Origin of the sequence: Symmachiella macrocystis, assembly GCF_007860075.1 — a bacterium.
In the GTDB taxonomy this organism is placed as follows: Bacteria; Planctomycetota; Planctomycetia; order Planctomycetales; family Planctomycetaceae; genus Symmachiella; species Symmachiella macrocystis.
The window spans coordinates 486,030-509,418 of sequence record NZ_SJPP01000002.1; the positions used below are offsets into that span (position 1 = coordinate 486,030).

The window sequence follows — 23,389 nt, forward strand, 5'->3', positions numbered from 1 at the left end:
AGCTGGTCGCGTAAGCGACAGAGATAGGATGTTCCAACGCACTATGCAGTCTATGATGGTTGTCGTCAAGCCTCCCCAGTCGATTGCCCAAAGTGCCGTCCCAAGCGCGGGCGATAACATTTTGTCAGTTCCTGAGATAGCATTGTTACTCCCCCCGCTGAACGCTCTGGGACAATACCGACGCCGGCGGATTGTCTCAATCGGACTATATCTTCGGCTCACGAAATTGCGGCATAGTTGGCCGAGAGCACGACCAGGGCCATACGACGACATTCCATTTCACACTATTGGACCGCGCGGGCAGCAGCAGACATTAACTACGCCACTTCTACCAAGTGCGACGCTGACATTAAGTTCGACGGGTCGAATCTAGCAGACCTATGGGATGGCAAAGGTCAGTTGTGGCAACTTGAGAAATGGGATGCTACCATGGACGCATGAAAAACCACCTTTACCGAACATGCGTTGGTCAGCGATCTCGAATACTCATGTTGGCTGCCGTGCCGCTGCTCCTGGTCGGTTGCGAGAAGGCGACCGAGTCGGTCTCGGACACAACGGCGGGGCCATTGAACGATTCGAACCAAGCCGTCGAAGAAAAAGCCTTCGCGCACGAGACGCATGCAGCCCCTTCCGCAAAAGAGGAAATCAAAAAAGTCACATTCGAGGTACCGGCCTTTTTGGATGCCGCACTTCACGGAAAGATTGACACCGTCCAGCGGGCCATTGAATCGGGCATGGATGTCAATACGACTGACGAACAGCAGCGCACGGCCTTAATGTTCGCCGCATTCAACGGTCACACTCCCCTGGTCAAGCTATTGCTGGAGCAGGGTGCCTCGGTGGGGGAACGTGATGAAACAGGGCGTACGGCACTGATGTTCGCCGCAACTGGCGCCAATGCGGAAGCGGTCGAGTTGTTGATTGAGGCAGGTGCTGAAGTCAATGCAGCCGATACCGGCGAAGGGTTTACAGCGCTCATGCACGCGGCGGCTGAGGGACAAATAAAGGTTGTGCAGGTGCTTTTGAAACACAAAGCAGATCCAGCCATTCGCGATACGGATGGTGATACCGCGCGCGATTTTGCCAAGAAAAATGGCCACGCCGAGGTCGTCCAATTACTTGAAAAGTAGAACAAAAAGTACCTTCAGCCCCCGCATACTTCGTGCGTTGGCAGCAAGGCATCTCGATTGATTCGCAAGGTCTATACGGCTGACCTTGCTAGGCTATAAGACCATTGATCTGAGCTAGGCCAAAAGGAATTCCACAAAGGGAAGATGCGATGCCAAACATATTGTCATCCATCCGCGCAGTCCGAGAACAGTACCGCGGTATTGCCAAACAGCCGCATGATCTCGGCTATGTGCTCGTCGTTCAGTTCCTTGCGTTTCCTACCAAGACTTTTCCGCATCTTCTGCCACATACCGCTGGCATCGATCAACTGCACCTTCCCCTTGCGGCCAGCCGGCTTGCGGTTGGTCACGATCCAGATGTAGGTGCTGATGCCGGTGTTGTAGAACATTTCGGTCGGCAAGCCGATGATCGCCTCCAGCCGATCGTTTTCCAGCACATAGCGGCGAATCTCGCTCTCCCCGCTTCCCGCATTGCCGGTGAACAACGGCGAACCATTGAGGACAATCCCAAACCGGCTGCCACCATCCTTCGTCGGCCGCATTTTGGAAATCATGTGCATCAGAAACAGCAGTGACCCATCGCTGACACGCGGCAGACCGGGACCAAAGCGACCGTTGAAGCCGTCTTGGGCGTGTTCCTTTTTGATTTCCTTCTGAATCTTTTTCCATTCCACGCCAAACGGCGGATTGAAAAACATGTAGTCGAAGTGCTCGCCCGGTAGGCCATCACTCTACAGCGTGTTGCCGTGGATGATGTCGTGCCCCTTGATCAACATGTCGGCTTTGCAGATGGCGTACGACTCGCCATTGAGTTCCTGGCCATACATCACCAGCCGCGCATCGGGGTTCTGCCCACTGAGATGATCCTCCGCCACCGACAACATCCCCCCGGCCCCGGCAGTCGGATCGTACAGCGAGCGAACAATCCCCGGCTTGACCAGGGCGTCGTCATCCTCGATGGACAGCAGGTTGACCATCAGGCGAATGACTTCCCGCGGCGTAAAGTGCTCCTCGGCAGTTTCGTTGGAGAGTTCCGCGAACTTGCGAATCAACTCCTCAAACACATACCCCATCTGCTCATTACTGACGACCTCAGGATGCAGATCGACATTGGCAAACTTTTCGGTGACCAAATACAGCAGATTGGCCCGCGACAGCCGGTCAACCTGAACGTGAAAGTCGAAGCACTCAAAAATATCGCGGACAGCCGGCGAAAAGGCCTGGATGCAGGAGAACATGTTCTCGCCGATATTGTCCTGATCACCCATCAGCTTTTTGATGTCCAGCGGCGAGGTGTTGTAGAACAACTGGCCGGACTGGGAATTTTCTGGCGAGCGACGCCTACCCCTTGTACTCTTTTGATAGTGTCTGCCGTTCGCGCCAACACGTGCAGGAGGCGATCATCGTGGTGGGGTAGGATTGAGGTGGTGAGCTTTGATCAAGAATCGTACGAAATCGTTGTACTATCTTGGCACTTTGTTAAAAACAATTGCAAAATCGATCGGCGGATCATCTATCGACGGATTCTCCTTATTTGACGGAAGAAGAAGGCTACGCTGGGCTAGGTTGCCTATCACATCTTGCTGGAACAGTTCTTGTACTGGGGTCCCTGCTATTTGCTTGGTTTGAATCGCCTGGCGTGCGTGGATGGGTCGGGGTCGCAGTCTGTGTTTTGCTCAGTATCCCATTGTTTTTTGGGGGACGCCGCTTTAGGCAGATCTCAGACCACATCAAACGAGAAGACCTCCGTCTGTGGCGTCGTGCCGTCGAGGTCGTTCCTTTGATGCGTCGTGAAGATACCATTTTAGTACTACAAGGAGAAAATGGATCCACGTGGACCGATAATGGTTTGTGGTAGTAGGTCGTTCAAACTGCCTCAATACCTGATCATAAAAACAAGGATTTCAATATTTGGCCTTACTTAAAGCTCAAAGTGATCACGCTATAGAGCGGCCCGACAGCTTCTCCATAGGGTGACTGAATTAGCGCAGTAGAGACGGAGGAGCAACCTGCCATCTTGGGCAGTTCGCCAGTCCATGTGCTCCGCTGGTGAAATACTTTCGCAAGATTTTGGATGACGGGCTTCACCGTAAGCCAACGGCGGCATGAATTACTCTCATGACGGTGGTTCGTTCGCATGCAGATAATCGCGTCCAGATTTCGACCAACTGGGCCAAGCCATCATCAACTGCACCGGATTTCGCAACGCCTTGTTCTGCTGGTTGTTCTAAGCTATCGCCAGCGCAGTCAGTTACGTTATCAGGTTCGAGTCCTGTATCGCCCACTCGATGCATGCGCCTCTTTACGCATGCTTTCGAATTACCCTGCAAATGCAGGAGTTTTTTTGTTCGCAGTCGGGTATCGTTTGCAATGCTGAGCCGGGTAGGGTAGGGCAAATGAGATTTCCCAGGGGCGTTCTTCGACTTCTATTGAGCATTGCCAAATAGACCTCGCCCCGGTTGGAGCAATCCTTGCCCGCCGGTATTGCGTGCCCAGCCGAATCCGCCGATGTTCTTCTGCAGATCCCAACCATTAGCGGCGCAATACGCTCGAAGTTCCCGCTCATTGGGAAAGCGTGCCAACAACACCTCAGCGCGGCGATCTGCCAGCAACACGGTCGGCACGGCCATGAATTGCGCATCGTAAAACGTTGAGGCATCGATGTTGGGAGCGACGAACGACGCTTCGGCGATCTCGGGAAATTCCATTTGTTTTAGCTGCGTCACATCCGGCCGTCCCGCTGATCCCACCGACATCTGGCCAGCTTGCCACACCATGAAAATCGTCATACCCACCAGATAGCAAGCGGCAGCACGTGATGCGATCGCCTGCCAGCGGTTTACCGCGAGAGTAGCGTCGCTGGAGGACTGTTCCAACTTAACGGACGCAAACCCAACGGCGCCGATCCATGCGGGCAACAGATGCAACACCAACCGGTTCATCGACGTGGAGAGATGCCAATACGGATAGTAAGGGGTCATCAAGTAGATCACATAATAGCCCACAGCTTGTAACAAAAGCGCGACAAACAGACCGGAGACTTTTCGTTTTCGCCCTACGAATCCCCACACTGTCAACACGGGAAGCATCCATAAAGACATCCCCCAGTCCCGCCAGTTCGGCACGATGTTCTCAATAAAATAGGATACCGTTAGCTGATGGCGGAAGCCTTCGAAGAGTTGATCCACGCGAATCAAGAGCGATGTGGGAAGCAGCACGACCTCCGGCTGAATGACTTCGGATATCTGCGCGGCACGGACCGGGTCGGCCAAATCCGAGGGGGGTGCCAAGGTGGCTTTGAAGATCAATAAACATATCAGCGGAACCGCTCCACCAACAACTAACGCCTTCAAGAATCCCGACGATGTCATTTTCAAACGAATCGGAGAATTCCGTCGTGTGCCGATCCACATTGATGTTGCCGTGAAAACCAGCAACCAAAGAATCCCTTCGTTTTTGACCAACGCAGCCCACCCGGCAATAAACGCAGCCGTCGCGAACGTCGTGCGCGATATTTGATGTCGCCCCCATTCGAACCAGGCAACAGAAGCGGCAATCGCGTAGGCTAAAACCAAATCAAGCATTAACCCGGCATTCATGCGAACGGCGATTGGCAACACGACTGAGCAGACGAGCGGAATTGTCAACCGGAAGTTCGATCCGGGGTTCTGCGTTTTCCACCACCCGGCCATCAACAAAACCCAAGCTGGAAATATTGGAAAAAACAAGCAGACCGCAGCACTCGATTTCTCAGCCCCATCCAATGACCACAGTGCGGACAGCGCCCACGAATACATCGGCGGATAATCGGGATGCAAGAGCGCCAGGTCGTTTGAAAACCCGTTCGTCCAAGGACCGTTCACATCAAACAGAAAGCGTGCCCTTAACTGCCAGGTATACATCGAATCAATCCCCCCCCAGGGCTCGAATCGATGTGCGTAAGCTGCAATTCCGACAGCGACCGCAGCGAATCCGGTCAAGCAAACCACCGAAACCCAGTCTGCCGGTCGTGGAAAGCCTCCCCCTCCGCTGCGAAATTCCCGTCCGGCCAGCACGACGACGGCAATGGCAATCATGGCGAGCGTGACCGTAGCGGGCAGACCGACCAACGTCTCAAACAAACCCGCCAACGATAGCAGCGAAATCCAAACCATCGGCAAGATGCCGAGAGTCAGAATCTGACTGTGCGGTTCACAGCGGCGACGTACGATGATTATCGCCGCCAAGTAAAACACGATGGTGAGTCCAATCGACAACATGAAATTCCTTTACGGGGAAGTCCCTGGGGAGGTGAGTCTGGTATCGCGTTTGGTCAAAACAACGCGCTTGATTGAGACCGCAGTCTCCCCCAATGTAACGAGTTGATATTCCCCTCCATCATAGTGGGAACAGGACCGGGAATGCGCGTGCGTCGGCGAATTAAAACTCAGCCAGAACTCGACCATTGAGGAGAAATCATCATCAACTCCGTCGAGTTTCGCAGCATGTGCATTTGACAACAACCTTAAATCCTCGTTATTAATATGACCTGCGTTCACAACGGTAAAGTTCTGATTTGATGATTTGACTCTGACGACAACCACAATCTGTATTCAGCAGCGTTCGCCTGCGATGCAGGTTTTTTTTATGCATGCCCGATGTCGGCGGCCCCATGGGACGCCTTGTCTCCGATTTGGAATCACATTCTGGGGATCAGCCCCTAAGGCACAGGCATGAACATCCATTTCACACCTGATGACTCGCTCTTCCAACTTGCTGTGGTATTGGTGGCCGGCATTGTCGGTGGCGAACTCGTTGGCCGCATCGGTCTACCCAAAGTCACGGGTTGGATTTTCACCGGAATTCTGCTGCGGTCTTTTGAGCCACAGCATGACGCCTTCACCGGTTTGACGAGCGGAGCGGTGGCCGGGTTTGATCGGTTCATGGATTTTGTGCTCGGCTACATCGCCTTTACGGTCGGGGCGGCATTGCACTTTGCCAGTTTACGTAATGCGGGAAAACGGCTTGGGTTTTTGCTATTAGGCGAAGCTCTGTTTACACCCACTATCGTCGTGCTGGCAATGTACTTTTTGGGGGGCTGGATCGATCCGGAGAATATGACGATCCGCGTCTGTTTAATTCTGGCGGCCATCGCGATCGCCGGTGCTCCCGGGACGACCGTGCTGGTCGTACAAGAGGCTCGCGCCAAAGGAATTCTCACGCGCACGTTGATCGCCGCAGTCGCATTGATTGACATGGTCGCGGTCGGGGTTTTTACGTTCGTCGTTTCCTATCTTGCTCAAGACGCGGGTGACGTTGTCTCATGGCATAGTAGTTGGCCGACCGCACTAATTTCCGTGGCGCGTGAGTTTGGAGTCGCTTTTCTTGTGGGGACCAGCTGCTCCATGATTGCGCTGGGACTAACGCGTACGATCGTCGGCCCAGCCTTTCTGGGGCCAATAATGGTTGCCGTAATTTTAGGTGCCTGGGGTGCCGCAACCGGTTTCGGAGCATCGAGTATCCTGGCCTGCACCTTCGCCGGAATCGTCGTCTCCAACGTTCGTCACGATACTGTGCGTTCCACAGAAGCCTACTTGCATTCTATTGGCGGCGTGCTGTTCGCTGCCTTTTACACGTTGGCCGGTATGAAGCTCGACTTCGCGCTGGTCATGCAAGCGGCGGGGTTGGTGGTACTGTTCTTTCTGGCGAGATTCCTCGGTAAATATGCCGGTGCTTTTGCCGCCATGTCGATCGCGGATGTTCCCAAACGCGTGCGAAATTATTTGGGACTGGCATTGGTGCCACACGGGGGCGTCGCCGTCGGTCTAATCATTATCGTGCAGTCGGTCCCACACTTGAGCGATGTTGCTGCAACAGTCACAACGGTCGGACTGGCAGCGCTGGCCATCAACCAGTTGCTGGGGCCGAGCGGAGCACGATTCGCACTCGAGAGGGCGGGCGAGAAGGACAAAGATTTCCCACGATTGTTGGATTTCCTGGATGAACACCACATCTCGGTAAACATCACCGGCACGACCAAAGACGAGATTATCCGTTCTCTCGCTTCTCAACTTTACTCCACAAATATCACACCGGCCCTTCCACAGGACGAGTTCGTCCAAAAGGTGCTTGAGCGCGAGCAATTGGAATCAACCTTTCTTTCCAAAGGCTTGATGATTCCGCATGCCGAATTGGAAGAGGGGACAAACATTACGGGTATTTTGGGAATTAGCTCCAAAGGGCTGAACATCGGCGCGCCGGACGGGCCCGTGCATGCGGTGCTGTTGCTCGCCACACCCAAAGCGGACCGCAAAAGGCACCTCGAAGTCCTCGCTGCCATTGCAACGGCCATTACGCGCAACATCAACTTTCGTGAGCAACTGTACCATGCCCGCAGCGCCGCTCATGCCTATGATGTCCTGCACGCCGAAAACGCCGAAGATATTAATTACTTCCTGGAAGATGCCATGGCCCGTGTGCGCGACTCAGGCGAGCAGAATTGAAGACGTGTATCGCCAGCACCAACCAAACACGTTTGGAACGCTGGAATCAAGCCGTCTCAACCGGATCGATCAGTCAGCCGTTCGGGCAGCTTTTGCTTTTCGCAGCGCAGCTGCTTGAACCGGTTCATCCCCGTCGTAACTCGCCTCCAACTCATTGAGGGACGTTTGGATGCGACGGCGATACTCTTCGACGGTCTCTGATTCTGTGGGTTGCAATGGTTCAGCGAAGTAGGCGTCGATACGGCAAAATGGCTTGGGAATCTGCAATCGATCCCACGTTTTTCGCAAGATCCACCGCCGCGTGGGCACGGCAATGATGTTCAATACCGTAGCATTGGATTCGCGCGACAGTACCGCGATGCCCTTACGAATATGGTTGCGTGGTCCGCGGGGACCGTCGACAGCGATATAGGCGGGAGATCCTCCCTGTACATGCGCAATTAACTCATTCAGCGCCGAACGTCCACCCTTGTCTTGGTTGTGAGCGCGATTTGAGCCGCGAATGGGCTTGATGCCCAATACCCAAAACCCTGGTAAGAGCAGGTCGCCATCGATCGACTGCGACACCATGGCCGCCGTCCCCTTCTCACGCTCGATAGCCGCTGACACCTGATGGGCGTGTAGTATCGAATAGACATAAGCGGTTTGCGATGCCTTGAGCGCGGGTCGCGGGTCGTTGTGCAACTTAATCCGGCACGTAGCCCGCAATGCCAGCATAGAAAATGCGAGCAACCAAGCTTCAACCCTCCTTACGAATGACATCCCTAGTTCCTTAAGTCAGCCTCAGTCGAATTCGGCCCGCCATACGAATGGTCACAGGGCACGCGTGGTCACGCAACATCCGCGTCGTCTGAACGCAATTGAATACATCGTCCCAGGCCACCCAACCATCCAGCAATCCAGCAATCCAAGGCTGTCGACCGCTACGACGCAACACGAACGCCTCAATTGTACCGCGATATTGCACGCTCACGGTTTAGCGTTTGCATCAGAGTAAAGATACGAACTTCGAGGCAAGCGAACCGTTTAATCCTGGTTGGACGTTATATGCGACGGGCTGCGATTGGTGCAATTGAGAGTCCCAAACACTTTCTGGACCAACCAAAGAACGACTCCTATAACTGACGACCATGGATTTATCGAGACGATTCAATCCGCTGCACGTTCATGCGTTTGCTCGTATGCACTGTCGAGCATATCGGCTACCGAATACACGCAACACAGCGTCTCGTATCAGGCCGGTGGATCGGCATTGACGTCATTTTCGAGGTTCGCGTCGTCTTCTTCAACCGCGGTTTCTAAACCGTCCGGGGACTCGGAATCATCCGCCCTGATGTCCGCCGGGATACCATTTTTGCGTTGGAGACGACGTGCCCGTTTCTGTTCGGCTTTGACTTTTTTTTCCATTTCACGTTGACGCTTGGCGTAGGTATTTTGATTCTTGGCGATGTTTGTTCTCCATTCAGTTGTCGCACTACCGGTCGGGGGGCTCGTTGTCTCCCTGCAGCCGATTGCGAGAATCACCTGCACAACAAACGGTCACCACAAAGTAACCGCCGGTCAGGCGCCAGTTCTTTTCAATTCATCTACTCTCACTGCCGGCTTGCATCGCAAACCAACGATCGTGAACGCTGCTTCCTTGCCTGTTGAGACCTCGTCTAATCCTTCATTTATGGCATCTGCACAAACGACGCCAGGTGAAGTAGCGAGATCTTCAATTCACCGCCGCTGAATTCGTTGACTTTGATTGCCTGTTGGAATTGTTGTCTTGCTTGAGCTTTTTGGATGCGTCGCTCAACTTATTAGTCGCGTCGCTCGGTGAATCGGTTTCAAAGGCTTTGCAGCGTTCTCGGACCGACTGATAAGGCATGCCGTCCTCAAGTTCATATCGCTCGCCGCGGATGAACCAAAATGCTAATCCCCCCGTATTGTGGTGGGGCGACCGCTTCTCGGTTTTTGCTGCACGCACGCCTAGGGACCCTTTACGTCCTGTTTTCCGCCAACCTCGACGTTGCATGACGATACGCACCACCACGCCGATCGCCTGCCGCAACCGGTTGCTGCGACGCGTATGAATCTCGTTCAGAAACTGATCAATAATCGGTGTCGCTTCTAACTCCCGAACAACGCCGGCCAAAGGAGACCGGTCATGATGAATCTCAGCTTCCTCCATACGCCGCTGCCGATCGGCAGAGCTGAAAAACTCGAGTACGGCATAAAAGGGCTGATCCGGGTCGTTGACGACGTCGGCGAATGTTTTTCCTTGTCGATCCTCAAGAAAGACTTCGCGGGTTATGACGACGTTTTTCATGGTTTGGCTCCTACTGTTGACAACCAACAGGGTCGGACATACTATATTTGTATGTGCTAAAAATGCAAGTGCACATTGTCCGCAAGAATTTCATCGATGGCGCGCAGTGGCTTCCCCAGTGGCGGCTATTCGTTCTTTGCGACCTCCACGCAGGGGCAATTGGTGTTGTCACCCAAGTGACGCGACAGCACTGGGACAATGCGACAGACTCGCTGCCGAATCACCAGGTCGGTTAGGTTTGCGACCTGGGGTGACGATTCTTTTTTTGCTGGAATGAACACAACCGGTCGCCGCAGGATGGGGAGACCAAGCTTTCATGGTCAGTCCATCAACGACTGGCACACCAATTGTTAGCAGAATTTACAACGGGATTAACATCGAGAGACGAGGCCCGGAATGTGATGCTTACGACGAATTCGTCACGGCATCCCTATCGCACACTTCGCAATCCATAGATCGGTCAATCGTTATCGGAGATGCAGATGATAAGTAAGCCGGTCCCTTTATATTCGGCTCCGTTGCGGAAGCGTTGTCCCGTCTGCGGTTTTACGAGTTACTCGGCCGAAGGTATTCATCCACAATGTGCGGCTGAGCAAGCCGATGCGGAACGTTTGGCGGAATACAAACGTTCTCCCAAACCGGTCGAACCCAAGAGCACATCAGGACTGCATGCGTGGCAAAGGCTGTGCCGCAAATGCAAAGCGGTTGTTCATGTACGAAAAACCATTTGCCAATGCGGGCAAATTCTGACCGCGACCAAACGTGACTAAGGCGGGCCATGATTCCTGACCTGCTGAAATGGCTTGGAATGGCTGTGCTAGCGCTTCTTGCGTTGGGCAGCCTGTTTTTAGTCGCCAAATACTTTCGTCTCTGGCTGTGGGCAACTGTCACCGGTACGCGCATCAGCATGGCAGCGTTAGTGATGATGTCGCTACGAAAAGTCAATCCGCGGACCATCGTGGAAGCGAAGGTGATGACGGTACAAGCCGGATTGGATTCGATCACGACACAAGCACTGGAAGCCCATGTGCTCGCCGGGGGGAATTTGCTGCAAGTGGTCCTCGCGCTGATCGTCGCGCACCGCGCCAAAATCAGTCTCGATTGGGACACCGCCGCCGCCATTGACCTAGCCGGCCGCAATGTCCTGGATGCAGTCCAAGTCAGCGTCAATCCCAAGGTGATTGATTGCCCCGACCCGGACGTCGTGGGAGCTTCGATGATCTCCGCCGTCGCCAAGGACGGGATTCAACTCAAAGTCCGCGTCCGCGTAACGGTCCGCACCAACCTCCTGCAGTTAATCGGCGGTGCCACGGAACAAACAGTCATCGCCCGCATCGGCGAAGGGGTCGTTTCGGCGATCGGCTCTTGTGAAACCTATGCAGAAGCGCTGGCCGAACCGGTTCGCATCAGCCATCAAGTCATGGAACGCGGATTGGATTCGCAAACGGCCTTTTCGATCGTTTCCATCGACATCGCCGACATCGACGTGGCAGAAAACGTGGGCGCTCGCCTGCAAACGGATCAAGCGGAGGCGGACATCCGGATCGCCCGCGCCAAGGCCGAGGAACGCCTCGCGGCCGCAATTGCTTTTGAACAAGAAATGAAGGCGCTCACGCGCGAAAATCAGGCACGGGTTGTCCTGGCGGAGGCGCAAGTCCCCGCCGCGATTGCTCATGCCTTTCGAGCGGGCCAATTGGGAATGGACGGGCCACCGGATGCCGAACGCAGGAGCGTCGCGTCCACTGGATCTCGCTGGACAGACAATGGCCATTAAACTACGACTGACATATTGGTCGTAGTGGCTACAACAACGTAGTTTCGGAGGACTTCATTTTGCCGTTAGAAAAAAAATGTTGGACTGAGTACGGCGTGACTTTAAGAAAACGCCTTTTTCAGAGTCGTTCGTTTGATGTCACTTTGTCGATTGAATCGATCAAAACCGAATCGCATACGACGAATTCTCTCAAACGACTTGAACGACTCAGTTTCTGGGATCCGATTCAAGCGGTCGACCCCGGCTGGGATGCGCTCTATCAACAGGGTGTCATCGTTGATTTTGTCCCCAACGACGAAGGTAAAGTCTCAGAAGTAACCTTCCGCCTGGAAAAAAGCCGCGAACAACACCTGGAACGAATTATCGAATCCAGCGGGACATAGCCCTCGCAGCGCACGGCACAGCGTCTGCAAGTATTGTGGGTCGGCCTTTGCTATTCGCCGGTTCCCACGACTCGCGTGCGCGCTGCCGTCGCGGTATGATAGCCTGCTGAGACAATCGTTCTTTCCAGGCACATTCCACGATTCGGTACCTACTGATGAAAACACACTTTGGCTCGATCCTGCTCATCGCCGGTATTCTCGTATCCGCAACGCTGTTTTGCCGCGCGGACGAGGACAAAACACAGTCAACCGTGACAGCCGCCAAGATCAATGGCACTGGGCCCGGCTGGAAATCGCTCACACTCGAGGATTTCACCAACGTCAATTGCGACAAGGACACTTGGAGCTTCCAAGACGGGACGTTCCATTGCACAGGCAAGCCGGTCGGTGTGATTCGTTCGAACAAGACCTACACCAACATGGAATTGGTGGTACAGTGGCGGCACCTGAAGTCAGCCGGCAATTCCGGCGTCTTCATCTGGACTCCGCCCGCCTCGCTGGAGGGACTTAAGCCGGGAAAATTGCCGCACGGAATCGAAAACCAAGTCCTCGATCACGGGTATGCCGAGAATTTCGAAAAGAAAAACGGCAAAAAGTCGGACTGGTTCACCACGCACGGCGACGTCTTTCCTGTGGGGAATTCGAAAATGAAGCCATTCCCTCCCTTTGCTCCCAACGGCCGTCGCAGTTTCCCTTCCAAAAACCTCAGCAAAGGGGTAGGAGAGTGGAATCACTATTATATCCGAGCGGTCAACGGAGAGGTTCGCTTGTGGGTCAACGGCGAAGAAGTCTCCGGCGGCACAGAGTGTGATCCGCGGACCGGATATTTATGCTTGGAATCTGAGGGTTCCCCCATAGAATTCCGTGACTTGCGAATTCGTGAGCTACCGTGACATAATTGAGCGCGGGCCACCCTACCTACAAGTAGTTTCAAAACCCTCTGACGCGTCCCGCTGACACTGACCTGAACGTTTCGAGAACAAGCGCAACTGGGTTTTGAAACTGGTTCTACAAATTCCCACTTATTTGATTTCGTCGGCGAGCAACTTTACGTACTTGGCCGGCGAGAAAGGAACGACACATGAAACTCTCATTGATTGTCGCCACTGGTCTGGTCATGATGTTGGCCTCGTTGAGCTTCGCCGCAAAGGACAAGGAAAAAGACTCAGGCAAAAAAAAGGAGCATCCGGTGTTCAGCCAAGAGATGAAGTCGCTCACAGGCAAAAAAATCGACCTCTCGAAGTACAAAGGCAAGGTCTTATTCATCGTCAATACGGCAAGTCAATGTGGAGCAACGAAGCAATACAAGCAATTGGAAGAGTTGCACGAAAAATATGGCGAGAAAGGACTGGCGGTTCTCGGATTCCCCTGCAATCAATTCGGCAAACAAGAACCGGGTACGAGCGAGGAAATTATCGCTTTCTGTGAAGAGAATTATGGTGTCAAGTTTGACATGTTTTCGAAGGTCGAAGTCAATGGCGAAGATGCCGCCCCGCTGTACAAATTCCTGACGTCCAAAAAAACGGGGCTGGAAGATGTCGGCGAAGTAGAATGGAACTTCGAGAAGTTTCTGATCAACCGCGACGGAAAAGTTGTCGCCCGCTTCCGCACCCCCGTGAAGCCCGATGCACCCGAGGTGATCAAAGCCGTCGAAGCGGAACTGGCAAAGAAATAGACACGACGAAAGACAAGGATCCGCACCGGGGCCTCGCCGGTGCTACGATTTAAAGTTGCCAAGGCAACCAGACAACCGAGATTTCCGCTATTAAATCCTGGAGGTGAGTGAATGCAGTTACGAAACCAACGAATGACATGGCTGTGCGCCGTGTTGCTCATGGCAGTCATGCCGGGATGCGCAGCAAAAAAGGATGATGCCGCCACGCCCGGTTCATCGACCGCCGCTTCAACCGACACCCCAGTCGAATCTAAAACAGCCACAGAACCGGAGGCCAAAGAGGTCGCAGATGCGACAGCCGAACCTGTCGCCAAGCCAGAAGCAGAGCCTAAAGCCGAGGCAGAGGTAACACCATCTGAAACGGTAGTCGCCAAGGCACCGGCTGAACCCGCTAGCGAAAAGAAAGCGGCTCCTGAGAAAAAACCAGCGGCGAAGCCGCCGACGGTGGACTCGCCTCTCACAGCGGGAATTCCAGGCGAAGGACCGCTGACGACTGAGGAAATCACAAAATGGCTCGAAGACCCCAAAAACCACAAGGTCATCGACTTTCAATTGCCGTTGGGAATGGCCTCGGCACAAGCAGCGATCAAGGGCCTTGACGAGAATCCCCTCACGCTTGCCAAAATCGAGTTGGGCCGCCAGTTGTATTTTGATCCACGGCTCTCCTCCGACACAACCATCAGTTGTGCCAGTTGCCACGATCCCGAGGAAGGATTTGCACGACAGACTCAATTTGGAGTGGGTGTCAACGGACAAGAAGGCGGCCGCAATTCGCCGGTCAGCTACAACCGTATCTTAAGCGACAAACAATTCTGGGATGGTCGCGCCGAATCACTGGAAGCCCAAGCGGTCGGGCCGATCGCCAACCCCATCGAAATGGGTAATACACACGACGCGTGCGTGGTTTGCCTGAAGGGCATCGACGGTTATCGTTTGCAATTCGAGTCGATTTTCGGTGACGAAGGGGTCACGATCGATAACGTTGGACGCGCACTCGCCTCATTCGAACGCGTGATCGTCACCGGCGCATCACCGTTTGACTATGCCGAGAACGCCAAACGGTTTGCCGATCTGAGCGACGAAGAATTGGCCGAAATCAAAACCGATGATCCGGAGTTCTATGAAGAAATCGAGCAAGCCAAGAAAGACGCAGAGGCTCATCCGATGTCGGAAAGCGCCCAACGCGGCTGGGCGCTGTTCTTCGATGAACAGAAAACCGACTGTAAGGCCTGCCACGCCGGTGCAAACTTCACCGACGAGCAATATCACAATCTGGGCGTAGGAATGGATGTCGATGATCCGGACCTCGGCCGTTTCACAGAATCCAAGGAGAAGAAGGACCACGGTGCCTTCAAAACTCCCACGTTACGCAACGTCGAATTCACAGCTCCGTACATGCATGACGGCAGCCAGCAAACGCTGGAAGAGGTTGTCGAATGGTACGCCAAGGGAGGACATCCCAATCCGCACCTAAGCGACAAGATCAAGAAGCTGGACCTGACCGATCAGGACAAGGCTGATTTGGTGGAGTTCATGAAAGCGCTCACGGGACCGTTCCCCAAAGTTGAGCGCAACCGACTACCCAAGTAGGACCATTCGATTCGCCTCCCAACAGGGGAAAACGCAATCAATTCTGCCCGGCCGCGCCATTGCGTGGTCGGGCTTTTTTTATTGATTTTCAGCGGTGTACTGCGCAATCACATTGGTGCGAATGCCGCCGCGCGGTGTAAACGCCGCGTGAACTGTCATCGAGCGCGGTTGAGTGACGGCAACCAGGTCATCCAGTATCAAGTTGGTGACATGCTCATAAAATGCGCCATGGTTGCGAAAACGCTGCAGGTACATTTTGAGCGACTTCAGCTCGAAGCACAATTTGTCGGGAACGTACGTAATCGTCAGTTCGCCAAAATCGGGCTGTCCAGTCTTGGGACAGACCGATGTGAATTCGGGGCAAATCGTTTCGATTGTATAGTCGCGATCAGGAAACTGGTTTTCAAACGTTTCCAATTCCTGGCGAAAACCTTCAGCCATGCGGGACACCCTTTCTGTTGCCACTCTGGAAAAATCTATCCAGAGTGCATTGTAGTGAGGTGTCGGCTGCGGACCAATTCGCTGGGGTGGAAAATCGCGTTGCTAATCGATCAACGGAGACTCGTTGTCGTCCACCACGCCTTCGAATTGCAGTCCATATTCCCAGAATTCCTGCGAGACTCGGCGATTACGGGTCGTGCGTACGTAAAAATACTTTTTTTGTTCTTGGTCTGGACTGAGGCAAACAATCGCCTTCTCAAACTTGAGTTGCCCGGGATACAGTAACGAAAGGCCGCCTGAGGAAAGGTTGCGGGCCCAAGCCTCGAACGAGTAGTGCACCGTCTTTTCGGCGAACTGCGTATACCCGTCCGGGACGAACACCGCAACGCGCTGCCGAAAGGTATTGCGAGGCTGCGTTCGTTTTGTGGAATAATGCCCCTTGCAGCGATCCGCCCAATGATCGAGATCATTTAAGAGTCGAATCGCTTCTTCATCTTGACTGTCCGTCAAGGGAGCCGGTGGTGAGAATTGTTCCATCGTTGGTTCGCTAGTTACTGACCAGAGATACGGCCGGGAATCGGTGTCTGGGAAAACATCGCAATCGTCAAAGCGAAAAATCGCAATTTTGTAACACCACCAAGATAGCTCACGTTTCAATGATTCGGCCCAGAAAACCGTCGTCAGAATGCCCGAGACAGTGCGACAGCCCTCCTTCAGGGTACTGTTGTAAGAGGTGCAACGAATAATCCTACGGGCCACTTCCAGACATCGAATACTGGATAACGCAATCCATGCAGTTTCTGGAAAAATGTGTGTCCGGTTTTGTCAGCGGTTTGTGATCCTGCTTGGTGAGGCAAGACACAACCCGGCCAACCACACAACGACAAATCACAAGGGATTGTCAAATAAAAGCCGCGGTAACACCCCCTCGCAGAGAATCACATATTTTGCCCGACATGGTGGAGACTGGCACAATGCCCGATGGAACCCGAAAACGACGACATTCGTCGAACATTGCCAAGCGTCGATGGTATGCCCAGCACCGTGCCGTGCGATTCGCAAATCGCTTCGGTTTTTAGGCCCACTTTTATGAAAGGTTTGAACAATTACGATAGACTGATAACCGCCCGAATCAATTCGGGCGGTTTTTTTGTGCGCCTACAGTCAGACACCCCGCTCCCGTTTGAGCGGCGCAAGAAACTTCCCGGCCAACTGGAGCATGAACCGCCGATGATCGAAGCCCCCCCCATCGCCATGCGTTACCCTCGCTGCAATTTGGCGGCTTGTATGCTCCCTTGGACCGAAAACTGGGAACTCGATGTCGCAGCCTTCACCGAGCATGTTAACAGGTTCTTACAGGCAGGTTACAGCAGCTTGTATGTGATGGGCACCGCGGGTGAAGGCTATGCGCTCAGCGATCACCGGTTTCAGCAGGTTGTACAAACCTTTGCGGAGTTGACCGTCGGCGAGGGACTCGATCCACAAGTCGGCGTGATCGCGCTCTCCATGGAACAGATCACCGAACGGATTGCTTGCGCCTATCACTACGGCATCCGCATGTTTCAAATCTCGTTGCCCAGTTGGGGCCCGCTCGATGAATCCGAAACCATGCTTTTCTTCAAATCGGTGTGCGGCGCATTCCCCGATTGCCGATTCCTGCATTACAACCTGCCGCGCGTGGGGCGGATCATCGGTGGAGCGGAGTATCGTCGCATCGCCGATACTGTGCCGAATCTCGTCGCCACCAAAAACAGTTCCACCGACTACGCCCGCACCGCGGACCTACTGAAACATACACCCGATTTGCAGCATTTTCTGCTCGAGTCAAATTATGCCATGGGTTGCTCGATGGGCGAATGTTCGCTGCTGTGCAGCCAGGCGGGACTATTCCCCGAGACCACTTGGCGACTGTTCCAGGCAGGGTTGGACGATGATCTGCCCGAGCTATTTCGCATCACTGCCTTACTGCACGGCGTCACTCGGCGTCTATTTGCCCATTGTCAGCGGCGGATGATCGATGGCTGTTATGACAAGACCTTCCTGTGGCTGCGTGATCCACAATTCCCCACACGCATGCTCCCCCCATATCTGGGGTTGAGCGATGAGGAACATCAAACCTGCCGCGCCGTATTCGACGCGGAGTTTCGGCAGATTCCGTAGCTGATTTGTTCGCGGAAGACTTCCCACCCTCGTTGCTCGCCGGTCATCAATGACTTGACCGACGAACCGGTCGCCGCAGTGACACGGTTAAAAAAACCACGTCTGGTCTGAAACGACTTGCCCATTAGCACTCGAATCAATCAGGCAATTGGCCATCGACAATGTCGTGGAGCACGAACTTCGACGGATCCGCAACGACGTGCTTCACCTTTTTGCGTTGGTAGGTGTAAGTGAAATGCACCATACCATCAGCGGTTTGAATGACGGCCGGGTAGGAGAATTCCCCTTTTTCATCTTCGAGCACCAATGCCGCTTTCCAATTTTTGCCATCTTCCGAGACCGCCACGTTGAGCAATCCCCGCCCGCGACCACCGCGGATTGAGTGATTGTAAATCAATATTTGTCGACCATCGGCCAACGTGACCGCATCGGTGCCGGAATTGGGATTGGGCAACTCGGTCGCCGTCATCTTGCTCCAAGTTTTGCCACCATCCTCCGACCAACTCTGTGTGATTACTTTTTCGCGGCTACGGCAAAGGACCTGCATCCGTCCATCTTCATAGGTCAAAATGCTGGGCTGAATCGCGTTGAATTCTTTGCCGTCGTTGATCGGTCCCACGCGCTCCCAGGTCTTGCCCAAGTCGCTCGTCCGTTCGAAGTGGACCCGCCAGCCGTCGTATTCGGTGCTCGATCCGCACAGGATGTCGCCATTGGCCAATTGAATCGGTTTGTTTTTGACCGGACCATCAATGCCCTCGGGGAGTCGTCGCGGTTGGTCCCACGTCTTGCCGCCATCGGCCGACGTCGTCAGCATGCCCCACCAGGTGCGGGGGTCCGGGCCGACTTTATAAAACAATAACAGCGGGCCTTCTTTGGGTTGAAACAGTACCGGATTCCAACAAGGATGCCGTTTTCCGGCGTATTGAATTCCATTGGCGACTTCAACCGGCGGCGTCCATTTTCCGTCCTCTTGCCGCGAAACCCAAATTCCGACATCCGGGTTCTTCTCGTGTTTTCCGGCAAACCAAGCCGTAACCAGACCGGTGTCGGTTTCAACAATCGTCGAGGCGTGGCACGAGGGAAATGGAGCGGTGTCGTAGATGAATTCCTCCTTGAGAACTCCCGGCTGCTGTTCTGCGGCCTGCACGCCGGAAAATAATACAACTCCCAGGACGACTGCCCCCGTCAATGTTGACAACCTCGACTGTAAACCAATCATCACGTCTCCCTTCAGACTGCCCATTTTGGCGGGCATGGTATTCATTAGAATTTCATACAACTCTCTACCCTCGACGGAGTCGCTCGAACTGAGGGATTCCAACAAGTATACTGGAATTCACAGTTATCGCGACAGTCTCACGATAAACTACAGTCGAGCCATTGTTCACGAGCCATAGTTCAACAGACCGCCAATGCAGGCAAGGATTCTGACATGAATCACGTTATTCGTTCAACGAACCGTAATGACAATCATTTGACGTGGCCCGTAATCGCAAAGGGTGCGTTCTTGTTTTGCGCAGCAGTGATTGGATTGGCAACCTGTCTGCCCAATTCGTCCCTGGCCAATGACTGGCCAACGTACATGCACGATAACGCCCGCGCCGGACACACGACCGAATCCATCAAGACCCCGCTACAATTACGCTGGACGATCTCGCCTGATGCGGCGCCGCAAATGGCGTGGTCGGGAACCGACAACCGAACTATCGAAGGCAAATTAGTACGCGATCGCATGACCTTCGACGACGCGTTTCACGTCGCCGTTGTGGGAGATCGCTTGTACTACGGATCCTCAGTCGATGATCAATTGCATTGCGTCGACATCAGCAACGGCAAAGAGTTGTGGAGTTTCTACAGCGGGGGACCGATTCGCTTGGCCCCGACAGTGGCCGAGGGTCGCGTATACTTTGGATCGGACGATGGCAACGCCTATTGCCTCAATAGCGATGACGGCGGCTTGATCTGGAAACACCGCGCTGGACCCGACGACGACTGGTTGATCGCACGACAAGAGATGATTTCACGCTGGCCGATCCGAACCGGGATTCTCGTCGATGACGGTCTCGCCTATTTCGGTGCGGGAATCTTTCCGCATGAGAATATCTACCTGTATGCCGTCAACGCGAATGACGGTTCATTAGTCTGGAAACGAGACACGATCAGCGAAGAAGATGCTGGTCGCAACGACTTGTCGCCGCAAGGTTACTTGTTGGCCAACGACGAATTGTTGTTTGTCCCCTCCGGGCGATCATTGCCGGCGGCTGTGGATCGCAAGACGGGCAAGGTGGTCCACAAACGCGTTCACGGATGGCGGGGCGACGCGGGTGGGGTTGTTGGCGGCTCGAAGGCGTTGCTAGCGTCGGGGCAAATCTTCTGCTGGGGCGATCACCATATCCTACCGATGGAACAAAAGACCGGCGACGTTGGTTACGGTTGGTTTACCGGATATCAGTTAGCGATGGCCGATGAATATGCATACACGCTCAGCGGAAAATCGTTGATCAAACTCGACCGAGACGCTTATGCCGCCGGTAGCCGCGAACGCCACAAAATAGAACAAGGCCTGCGGCCGATCATGCGTAAAATCTACACTAAAGAAGGCGAAGAACTAGAAAAAGCCAAAACAGAGTTGAAGGAACTAGAAGCCAAAATCCAACAAGCAGACCAAGTGGGTGTCATCTGGAAAACTCCGTTTGACGGGGAATCATCACTGTTGGTGGCGGGGGATTTGGTCTTCGCCGGCAAAGATGGGGAAGTCGCCGCCTTTTCTAACGAAACGGGCAAGCCCCTTTGGAGCGCCCCGGTCGACGGCGAAGCCCGCGGATTGGCAGTCGCCGGCGGAAATCTGTTTGTAAGTACCAGCACCGGCAAGATCTATGCCTTCGCATCGGCCGATACGCCCGCTGCCCCCTCGGCGGTCGCTAAAAAGAACATCGGGGCTGATCCCTATCCCCAAGACGAACTGACAAAGTTTTATCAAGACGCAGCGGCGGACATCTTAAAGACCACCGGTGTCAATCGCGGCTTCGCACTCGTATTGGGCAACGAACAAGGACGACTCGCCTATGAACTAGCGCGGCAAAGCGAGCTGACGTTGTATTGTTTGGAACCGGACGCGGAAAAAGTCGCTGCCGCCCGCAAAGCCCTCAACGCTGCGGGGCTCTACGGTAGTCGGGTGACCGTGCATCAGGCTGATTTTGCACCGGTCCCTTACTCGAGCTATTTCGCGAATTTGATCGTGTCCGACACCCAATTACTGGGGGGAACCGTTCCCGGAAATCCAGCCGAAATCGCGCGACACCTCAAACCGCTCGGGGGCGTGGTTTATCTGGGCGGCAAAAAGGACGATCCCTCGCAAGCAGTTCAAAGCCGTCACGACTGGTTGGCGGGCATGAAACTGGCCGACCAATCACACACCTCGACCGATGCAACGGCGATCACATTGACCCGCGACAAACTGCCGGGCGCAGCCAATTGGTCGCACCAATACGGCGATCCGGGTAACACCGCCAGTAGCACCGACCGCCGTTTGAAGGGCGGGCTGGGCGTCCTATGGTATGGCGATCCCGGCCCCGGCAAAATGGTCAACCGACACGACGGGGCCGTTGGTCCGCTTTCCATCGACGGTCGATTGATCGTGCAGGGAGAAAACAGCGTCATGGCTTACGACGCCTACAACGGGATGTTCTTGTGGGAGCGGGAGGAGCCCAATGCTGTGCGGACCGGGGTATTTCAAAATCAAAATCCCGGAAACCTCGTAGCCGGCGGCGATGATCTGTTCGTCATGGTTCGCGGTGAATGTCATAACCTTGATCTGGCGACCGGCGAAATCAAAGCCACCTATACCGTTCCGCCCGCCGCGGGAGGCGAAGATCACGAATGGGGTTATCTGGCCTACCAAGACGGACTATTAATCGGCACCGCCACGATCCGCCAAGAGGTCGAACGCCGTAAGCAACGTCGCGGTAAAGTGACCGATGACAGCACGACCGGTTTGTTCGCCATCGACACCAAGACCGGTAAGACCGCCTGGAGCTATCAAGGCAAACATATCGCCCACCACACCATTGCCCTGGGACCGGAACGGGTCTTCTTCATCGACAGTACGATCACCAGTGACCAACGCGATGAGTTGCTGCGCGAAGACAAAACGGAACTAAAAAAACTGACCGGCGACGAGGCGAAAGAGGCCGAAGAGCGGATGAAACGGGTTGACGCTCGCTTGGCGGTCGCTCTGGATGCACGTACCGGTGAGAAATTGTGGGAAACCCCGGTCGACGTGACCGATTGCAGTGAAATCGGCACCGGCGGGGGCAAATTGACCTTGATGGTGCAAAACAACGTGCTGGTACTCTGCGGGGCCAACGCCAACGGCCACTATTGGAAACAATTCCTCGCCGGGGAATTCAAAAGTCGCCGGCTCGTGGCGCTGTCGGGAGAAGATGGACATAAGTTGTGGGCCAAGGATGCCAACTATCGGCATCGTCCAATCATTATCGAAGATCAGATCGTCGCCGAACCGTGGGGATTTGACCTCTACACCGGCGCGCAGCGCATGCGGAAACATCCGATCACCGGCCAAGAGGTCCCCTGGAGCATGGTCCGTACCGGACACCATTGCGGCATGATGACTGCCACGCCGGACATGATGTTTTTCCGCTCCGGCTTTACCGGGTTTTACGACCTGAACGCCGACAACGGCACGCGGCACTTTGCCGGGCACCGCACCGGATGCTGGATCAACATGATTCCCGCCAACGGCCTGTTGATGGTCCCTGAAGCGAGTGCGGGTTGTGTCTGCCTATTTTCGATTGCCTCGACCATTGTGATGGAACCGCGCGAACCCCGACGGGATTGGACGATCTATAGTTCCGTAGGAAAATCGACACCGGTGAAACATTTGGCACTCAACTTCGGCGCTCCTGGTGATCGTCGTGATGCAGGTGGAACCGTCTGGCTGGCCTATCCTCGTCCCAAAGCCTACAAGGAAACCGGATTGGTCCTGCCGCTGGAATTGCAAACCGGCTTCGCCGACGGCGGGAAATACTCCGGGATCAACAGCCAAGCCGAAGCGTTGACAGACGTTGAGTCTCCCTGGATTTATTCCTATTGGGCCGAAGGGTTAAAACAACTTACCATCCCACTGCAAGAGCAGGGGGCCGATCCGGCAAGCTATCGCGTTAAATTCTATTTCACGGGGCGCCAGGGTGATCCATCCGCCACAGCGAAATTTGATGTTAAAATCCAAGGCGAGACTTTACTGGACAACGTGGGCCTCGACAAATCAGATAGTGGCAACGGGCGTTCAGCAGTACACGAAGTGGCTGGGATTTCCGTGACCGACAATCTCGTTGTCGAATTCGTCCCGCGCGATGGAAGTGACGCTCCGATTCTCAGCGGCATTAAAATCGAACGCGAGTAATCGCACCCCGCGCAGCACGTT

The 23,389-nt window shown here is 54.3% G+C and carries 16 protein-coding genes and 1 pseudogene; 9 read left to right on the forward strand and 8 right to left on the reverse strand.

Annotated features, from left to right (window positions below; translation table 11 throughout):
- Positions 1-488: 488 nt before the first annotated feature.
- The gene (locus CA54_RS19950) at positions 489-1,130 is read left to right on the forward strand and encodes an ankyrin repeat domain-containing protein (protein WP_197532646.1); all 642 of its coding nucleotides are present in this window, start codon (positions 489-491) and stop codon (positions 1,128-1,130) included.
- Between the two features lie 200 nt (positions 1,131-1,330).
- Here the strand turns inward: CA54_RS19950 and CA54_RS29890 are convergent.
- Both CA54_RS29890 and CA54_RS19960 read right to left on the reverse strand, forming a co-directional pair.
- Positions 1,331-2,452 (reverse strand): annotated as a pseudogene (locus CA54_RS29890) (HsdM family class I SAM-dependent methyltransferase); the annotation flags it as partial.
- A gap of 1,104 nt (positions 2,453-3,556) precedes the next feature.
- Positions 3,557-5,389, reverse strand: coding sequence for a hypothetical protein (locus CA54_RS19960; protein ID WP_146372754.1), 1,833 nt, complete (start codon positions 5,387-5,389; stop codon positions 3,557-3,559).
- Between the two features lie 453 nt (positions 5,390-5,842).
- On the opposite strand from CA54_RS19960, the gene CA54_RS19965 reads away from it, so the two are divergent.
- The gene (locus tag CA54_RS19965) at positions 5,843-7,612 is read left to right on the forward strand and encodes a cation:proton antiporter domain-containing protein (RefSeq protein ID WP_146372755.1); all 1,770 of its coding nucleotides are present in this window, start codon (positions 5,843-5,845) and stop codon (positions 7,610-7,612) included.
- Between the two features lie 69 nt (positions 7,613-7,681).
- Here the strand turns inward: CA54_RS19965 and CA54_RS19970 are convergent, their stop codons facing one another.
- The 3 genes from CA54_RS19970 to CA54_RS19975 form a co-directional block, all read right to left on the reverse strand.
- Positions 7,682-8,374 carry a lysophospholipid acyltransferase family protein gene (locus CA54_RS19970; protein ID WP_146372756.1) on the reverse strand — a complete coding sequence of 231 codons (693 nt, stop codon included), beginning with the start codon at positions 8,372-8,374 and terminating at the stop codon, positions 7,682-7,684.
- Positions 8,375-8,845: 471 nt separating this feature from the next.
- Complete coding sequence (locus CA54_RS29525) at positions 8,846-9,019, reverse strand: hypothetical protein (RefSeq protein ID WP_197532650.1); 174 nt, start codon at positions 9,017-9,019, stop codon at positions 8,846-8,848.
- Between the two features lie 307 nt (positions 9,020-9,326).
- Complete coding sequence (locus tag CA54_RS19975; RefSeq protein WP_146372757.1) at positions 9,327-9,923, reverse strand: hypothetical protein; 597 nt, start codon at positions 9,921-9,923, stop codon at positions 9,327-9,329.
- Between the two features lie 778 nt (positions 9,924-10,701).
- Between CA54_RS19975 and floA the strand changes: the two genes are divergently transcribed.
- The 5 genes from floA (at position 10,702) to CA54_RS20000 (ending at position 15,345) form a co-directional block, all read left to right on the forward strand.
- A complete protein-coding gene (gene floA, locus CA54_RS19980) occupies positions 10,702-11,697 on the forward strand; it encodes a flotillin-like protein FloA (protein ID WP_146372758.1) in 996 nt (331 codons plus the stop codon).
- 143 nt (positions 11,698-11,840) lie between these two features.
- Positions 11,841-12,080 (forward strand): hypothetical protein, encoded by a 240-nt coding sequence (locus CA54_RS19985; RefSeq protein WP_146372759.1) that lies wholly within the window; start codon positions 11,841-11,843, stop codon positions 12,078-12,080.
- Positions 12,081-12,235: 155 nt separating this feature from the next.
- On the forward strand, positions 12,236-12,973 hold the full coding sequence (locus tag CA54_RS19990) for a 3-keto-disaccharide hydrolase (protein ID WP_146372760.1): 738 nt from the start codon (positions 12,236-12,238) through the stop codon (positions 12,971-12,973).
- Positions 12,974-13,161: 188 nt separating this feature from the next.
- The gene (locus tag CA54_RS19995) at positions 13,162-13,755 is read left to right on the forward strand and encodes a glutathione peroxidase (RefSeq protein WP_261343747.1); all 594 of its coding nucleotides are present in this window, start codon (positions 13,162-13,164) and stop codon (positions 13,753-13,755) included.
- Between the two features lie 111 nt (positions 13,756-13,866).
- The gene (locus CA54_RS20000) at positions 13,867-15,345 is read left to right on the forward strand and encodes a cytochrome c peroxidase (RefSeq protein WP_231963140.1); all 1,479 of its coding nucleotides are present in this window, start codon (positions 13,867-13,869) and stop codon (positions 15,343-15,345) included.
- Between the two features lie 78 nt (positions 15,346-15,423).
- Here CA54_RS20000 and queF read toward each other — a convergent pair whose 3' ends face one another.
- Positions 15,424-15,786 carry a preQ(1) synthase gene (gene queF, locus CA54_RS20005; RefSeq protein ID WP_145376621.1) on the reverse strand — a complete coding sequence of 121 codons (363 nt, stop codon included), beginning with the start codon at positions 15,784-15,786 and terminating at the stop codon, positions 15,424-15,426.
- A gap of 102 nt (positions 15,787-15,888) precedes the next feature.
- Positions 15,889-16,323 carry a PilZ domain-containing protein gene (locus tag CA54_RS20010; protein WP_146372761.1) on the reverse strand — a complete coding sequence of 145 codons (435 nt, stop codon included), beginning with the start codon at positions 16,321-16,323 and terminating at the stop codon, positions 15,889-15,891.
- A 615-nt stretch (positions 16,324-16,938) separates the two neighbouring features.
- Here CA54_RS20010 and CA54_RS20015 point away from each other — a divergent pair.
- Positions 16,939-17,946 (forward strand): dihydrodipicolinate synthase family protein, encoded by a 1,008-nt coding sequence (locus CA54_RS20015; RefSeq protein WP_197532651.1) that lies wholly within the window; start codon positions 16,939-16,941, stop codon positions 17,944-17,946.
- Between the two features lie 136 nt (positions 17,947-18,082).
- Here CA54_RS20015 and CA54_RS20020 read toward each other — a convergent pair whose 3' ends face one another.
- Positions 18,083-19,201, reverse strand: coding sequence for a sialidase family protein (locus CA54_RS20020; protein ID WP_390817261.1), 1,119 nt, complete (start codon positions 19,199-19,201; stop codon positions 18,083-18,085).
- Positions 19,202-19,378: 177 nt separating this feature from the next.
- Between CA54_RS20020 and CA54_RS20025 the strand changes: the two genes are divergently transcribed.
- Positions 19,379-23,368: a PQQ-like beta-propeller repeat protein gene (locus tag CA54_RS20025; protein ID WP_146372763.1), complete on the forward strand. Its 3,990-nt coding sequence runs from the start codon at positions 19,379-19,381 to the stop codon at positions 23,366-23,368.
- Positions 23,369-23,389 lie beyond the last annotated feature (21 nt).

Excerpts from the sequence above, each read along its gene's own strand:
- CA54_RS19965 (WP_146372755.1), top strand. The coding sequence starts at position 5,843 with ATGAACATCCATTTCACACCTGATGACTCGCTCTTCCAACTTGCTGTG.
- queF (WP_145376621.1), bottom strand. The coding sequence starts at position 15,786 with ATGGCTGAAGGTTTTCGCCAGGAATTGGAAACGTTTGAAAACCAGTTT.
- CA54_RS19960 (WP_146372754.1), bottom strand. The coding sequence starts at position 5,389 with ATGTTGTCGATTGGACTCACCATCGTGTTTTACTTGGCGGCGATAATC.
- CA54_RS19990 (WP_146372760.1), top strand. The coding sequence starts at position 12,236 with ATGAAAACACACTTTGGCTCGATCCTGCTCATCGCCGGTATTCTCGTA.
- floA (WP_146372758.1), top strand. The coding sequence starts at position 10,702 with ATGATTCCTGACCTGCTGAAATGGCTTGGAATGGCTGTGCTAGCGCTT.
- CA54_RS20020 (WP_390817261.1), bottom strand. The coding sequence starts at position 19,201 with ATGCCCGCCAAAATGGGCAGTCTGAAGGGAGACGTGATGATTGGTTTA.
- CA54_RS29525 (WP_197532650.1), bottom strand. The coding sequence starts at position 9,019 with ATGGAAAAAAAAGTCAAAGCCGAACAGAAACGGGCACGTCGTCTCCAA.
- CA54_RS19995 (WP_261343747.1), top strand. The coding sequence starts at position 13,162 with ATGAAACTCTCATTGATTGTCGCCACTGGTCTGGTCATGATGTTGGCC.
- CA54_RS20000 (WP_231963140.1), top strand. The coding sequence starts at position 13,867 with ATGCAGTTACGAAACCAACGAATGACATGGCTGTGCGCCGTGTTGCTC.
- CA54_RS20025 (WP_146372763.1), top strand. The coding sequence starts at position 19,379 with ATGAATCACGTTATTCGTTCAACGAACCGTAATGACAATCATTTGACG.
- CA54_RS19975 (WP_146372757.1), bottom strand. The coding sequence starts at position 9,923 with ATGAAAAACGTCGTCATAACCCGCGAAGTCTTTCTTGAGGATCGACAA.
- CA54_RS19950 (WP_197532646.1), top strand. The coding sequence starts at position 489 with ATGTTGGCTGCCGTGCCGCTGCTCCTGGTCGGTTGCGAGAAGGCGACC.
- CA54_RS20010 (WP_146372761.1), bottom strand. The coding sequence starts at position 16,323 with ATGGAACAATTCTCACCACCGGCTCCCTTGACGGACAGTCAAGATGAA.
- CA54_RS19970 (WP_146372756.1), bottom strand. The coding sequence starts at position 8,374 with ATGTCATTCGTAAGGAGGGTTGAAGCTTGGTTGCTCGCATTTTCTATG.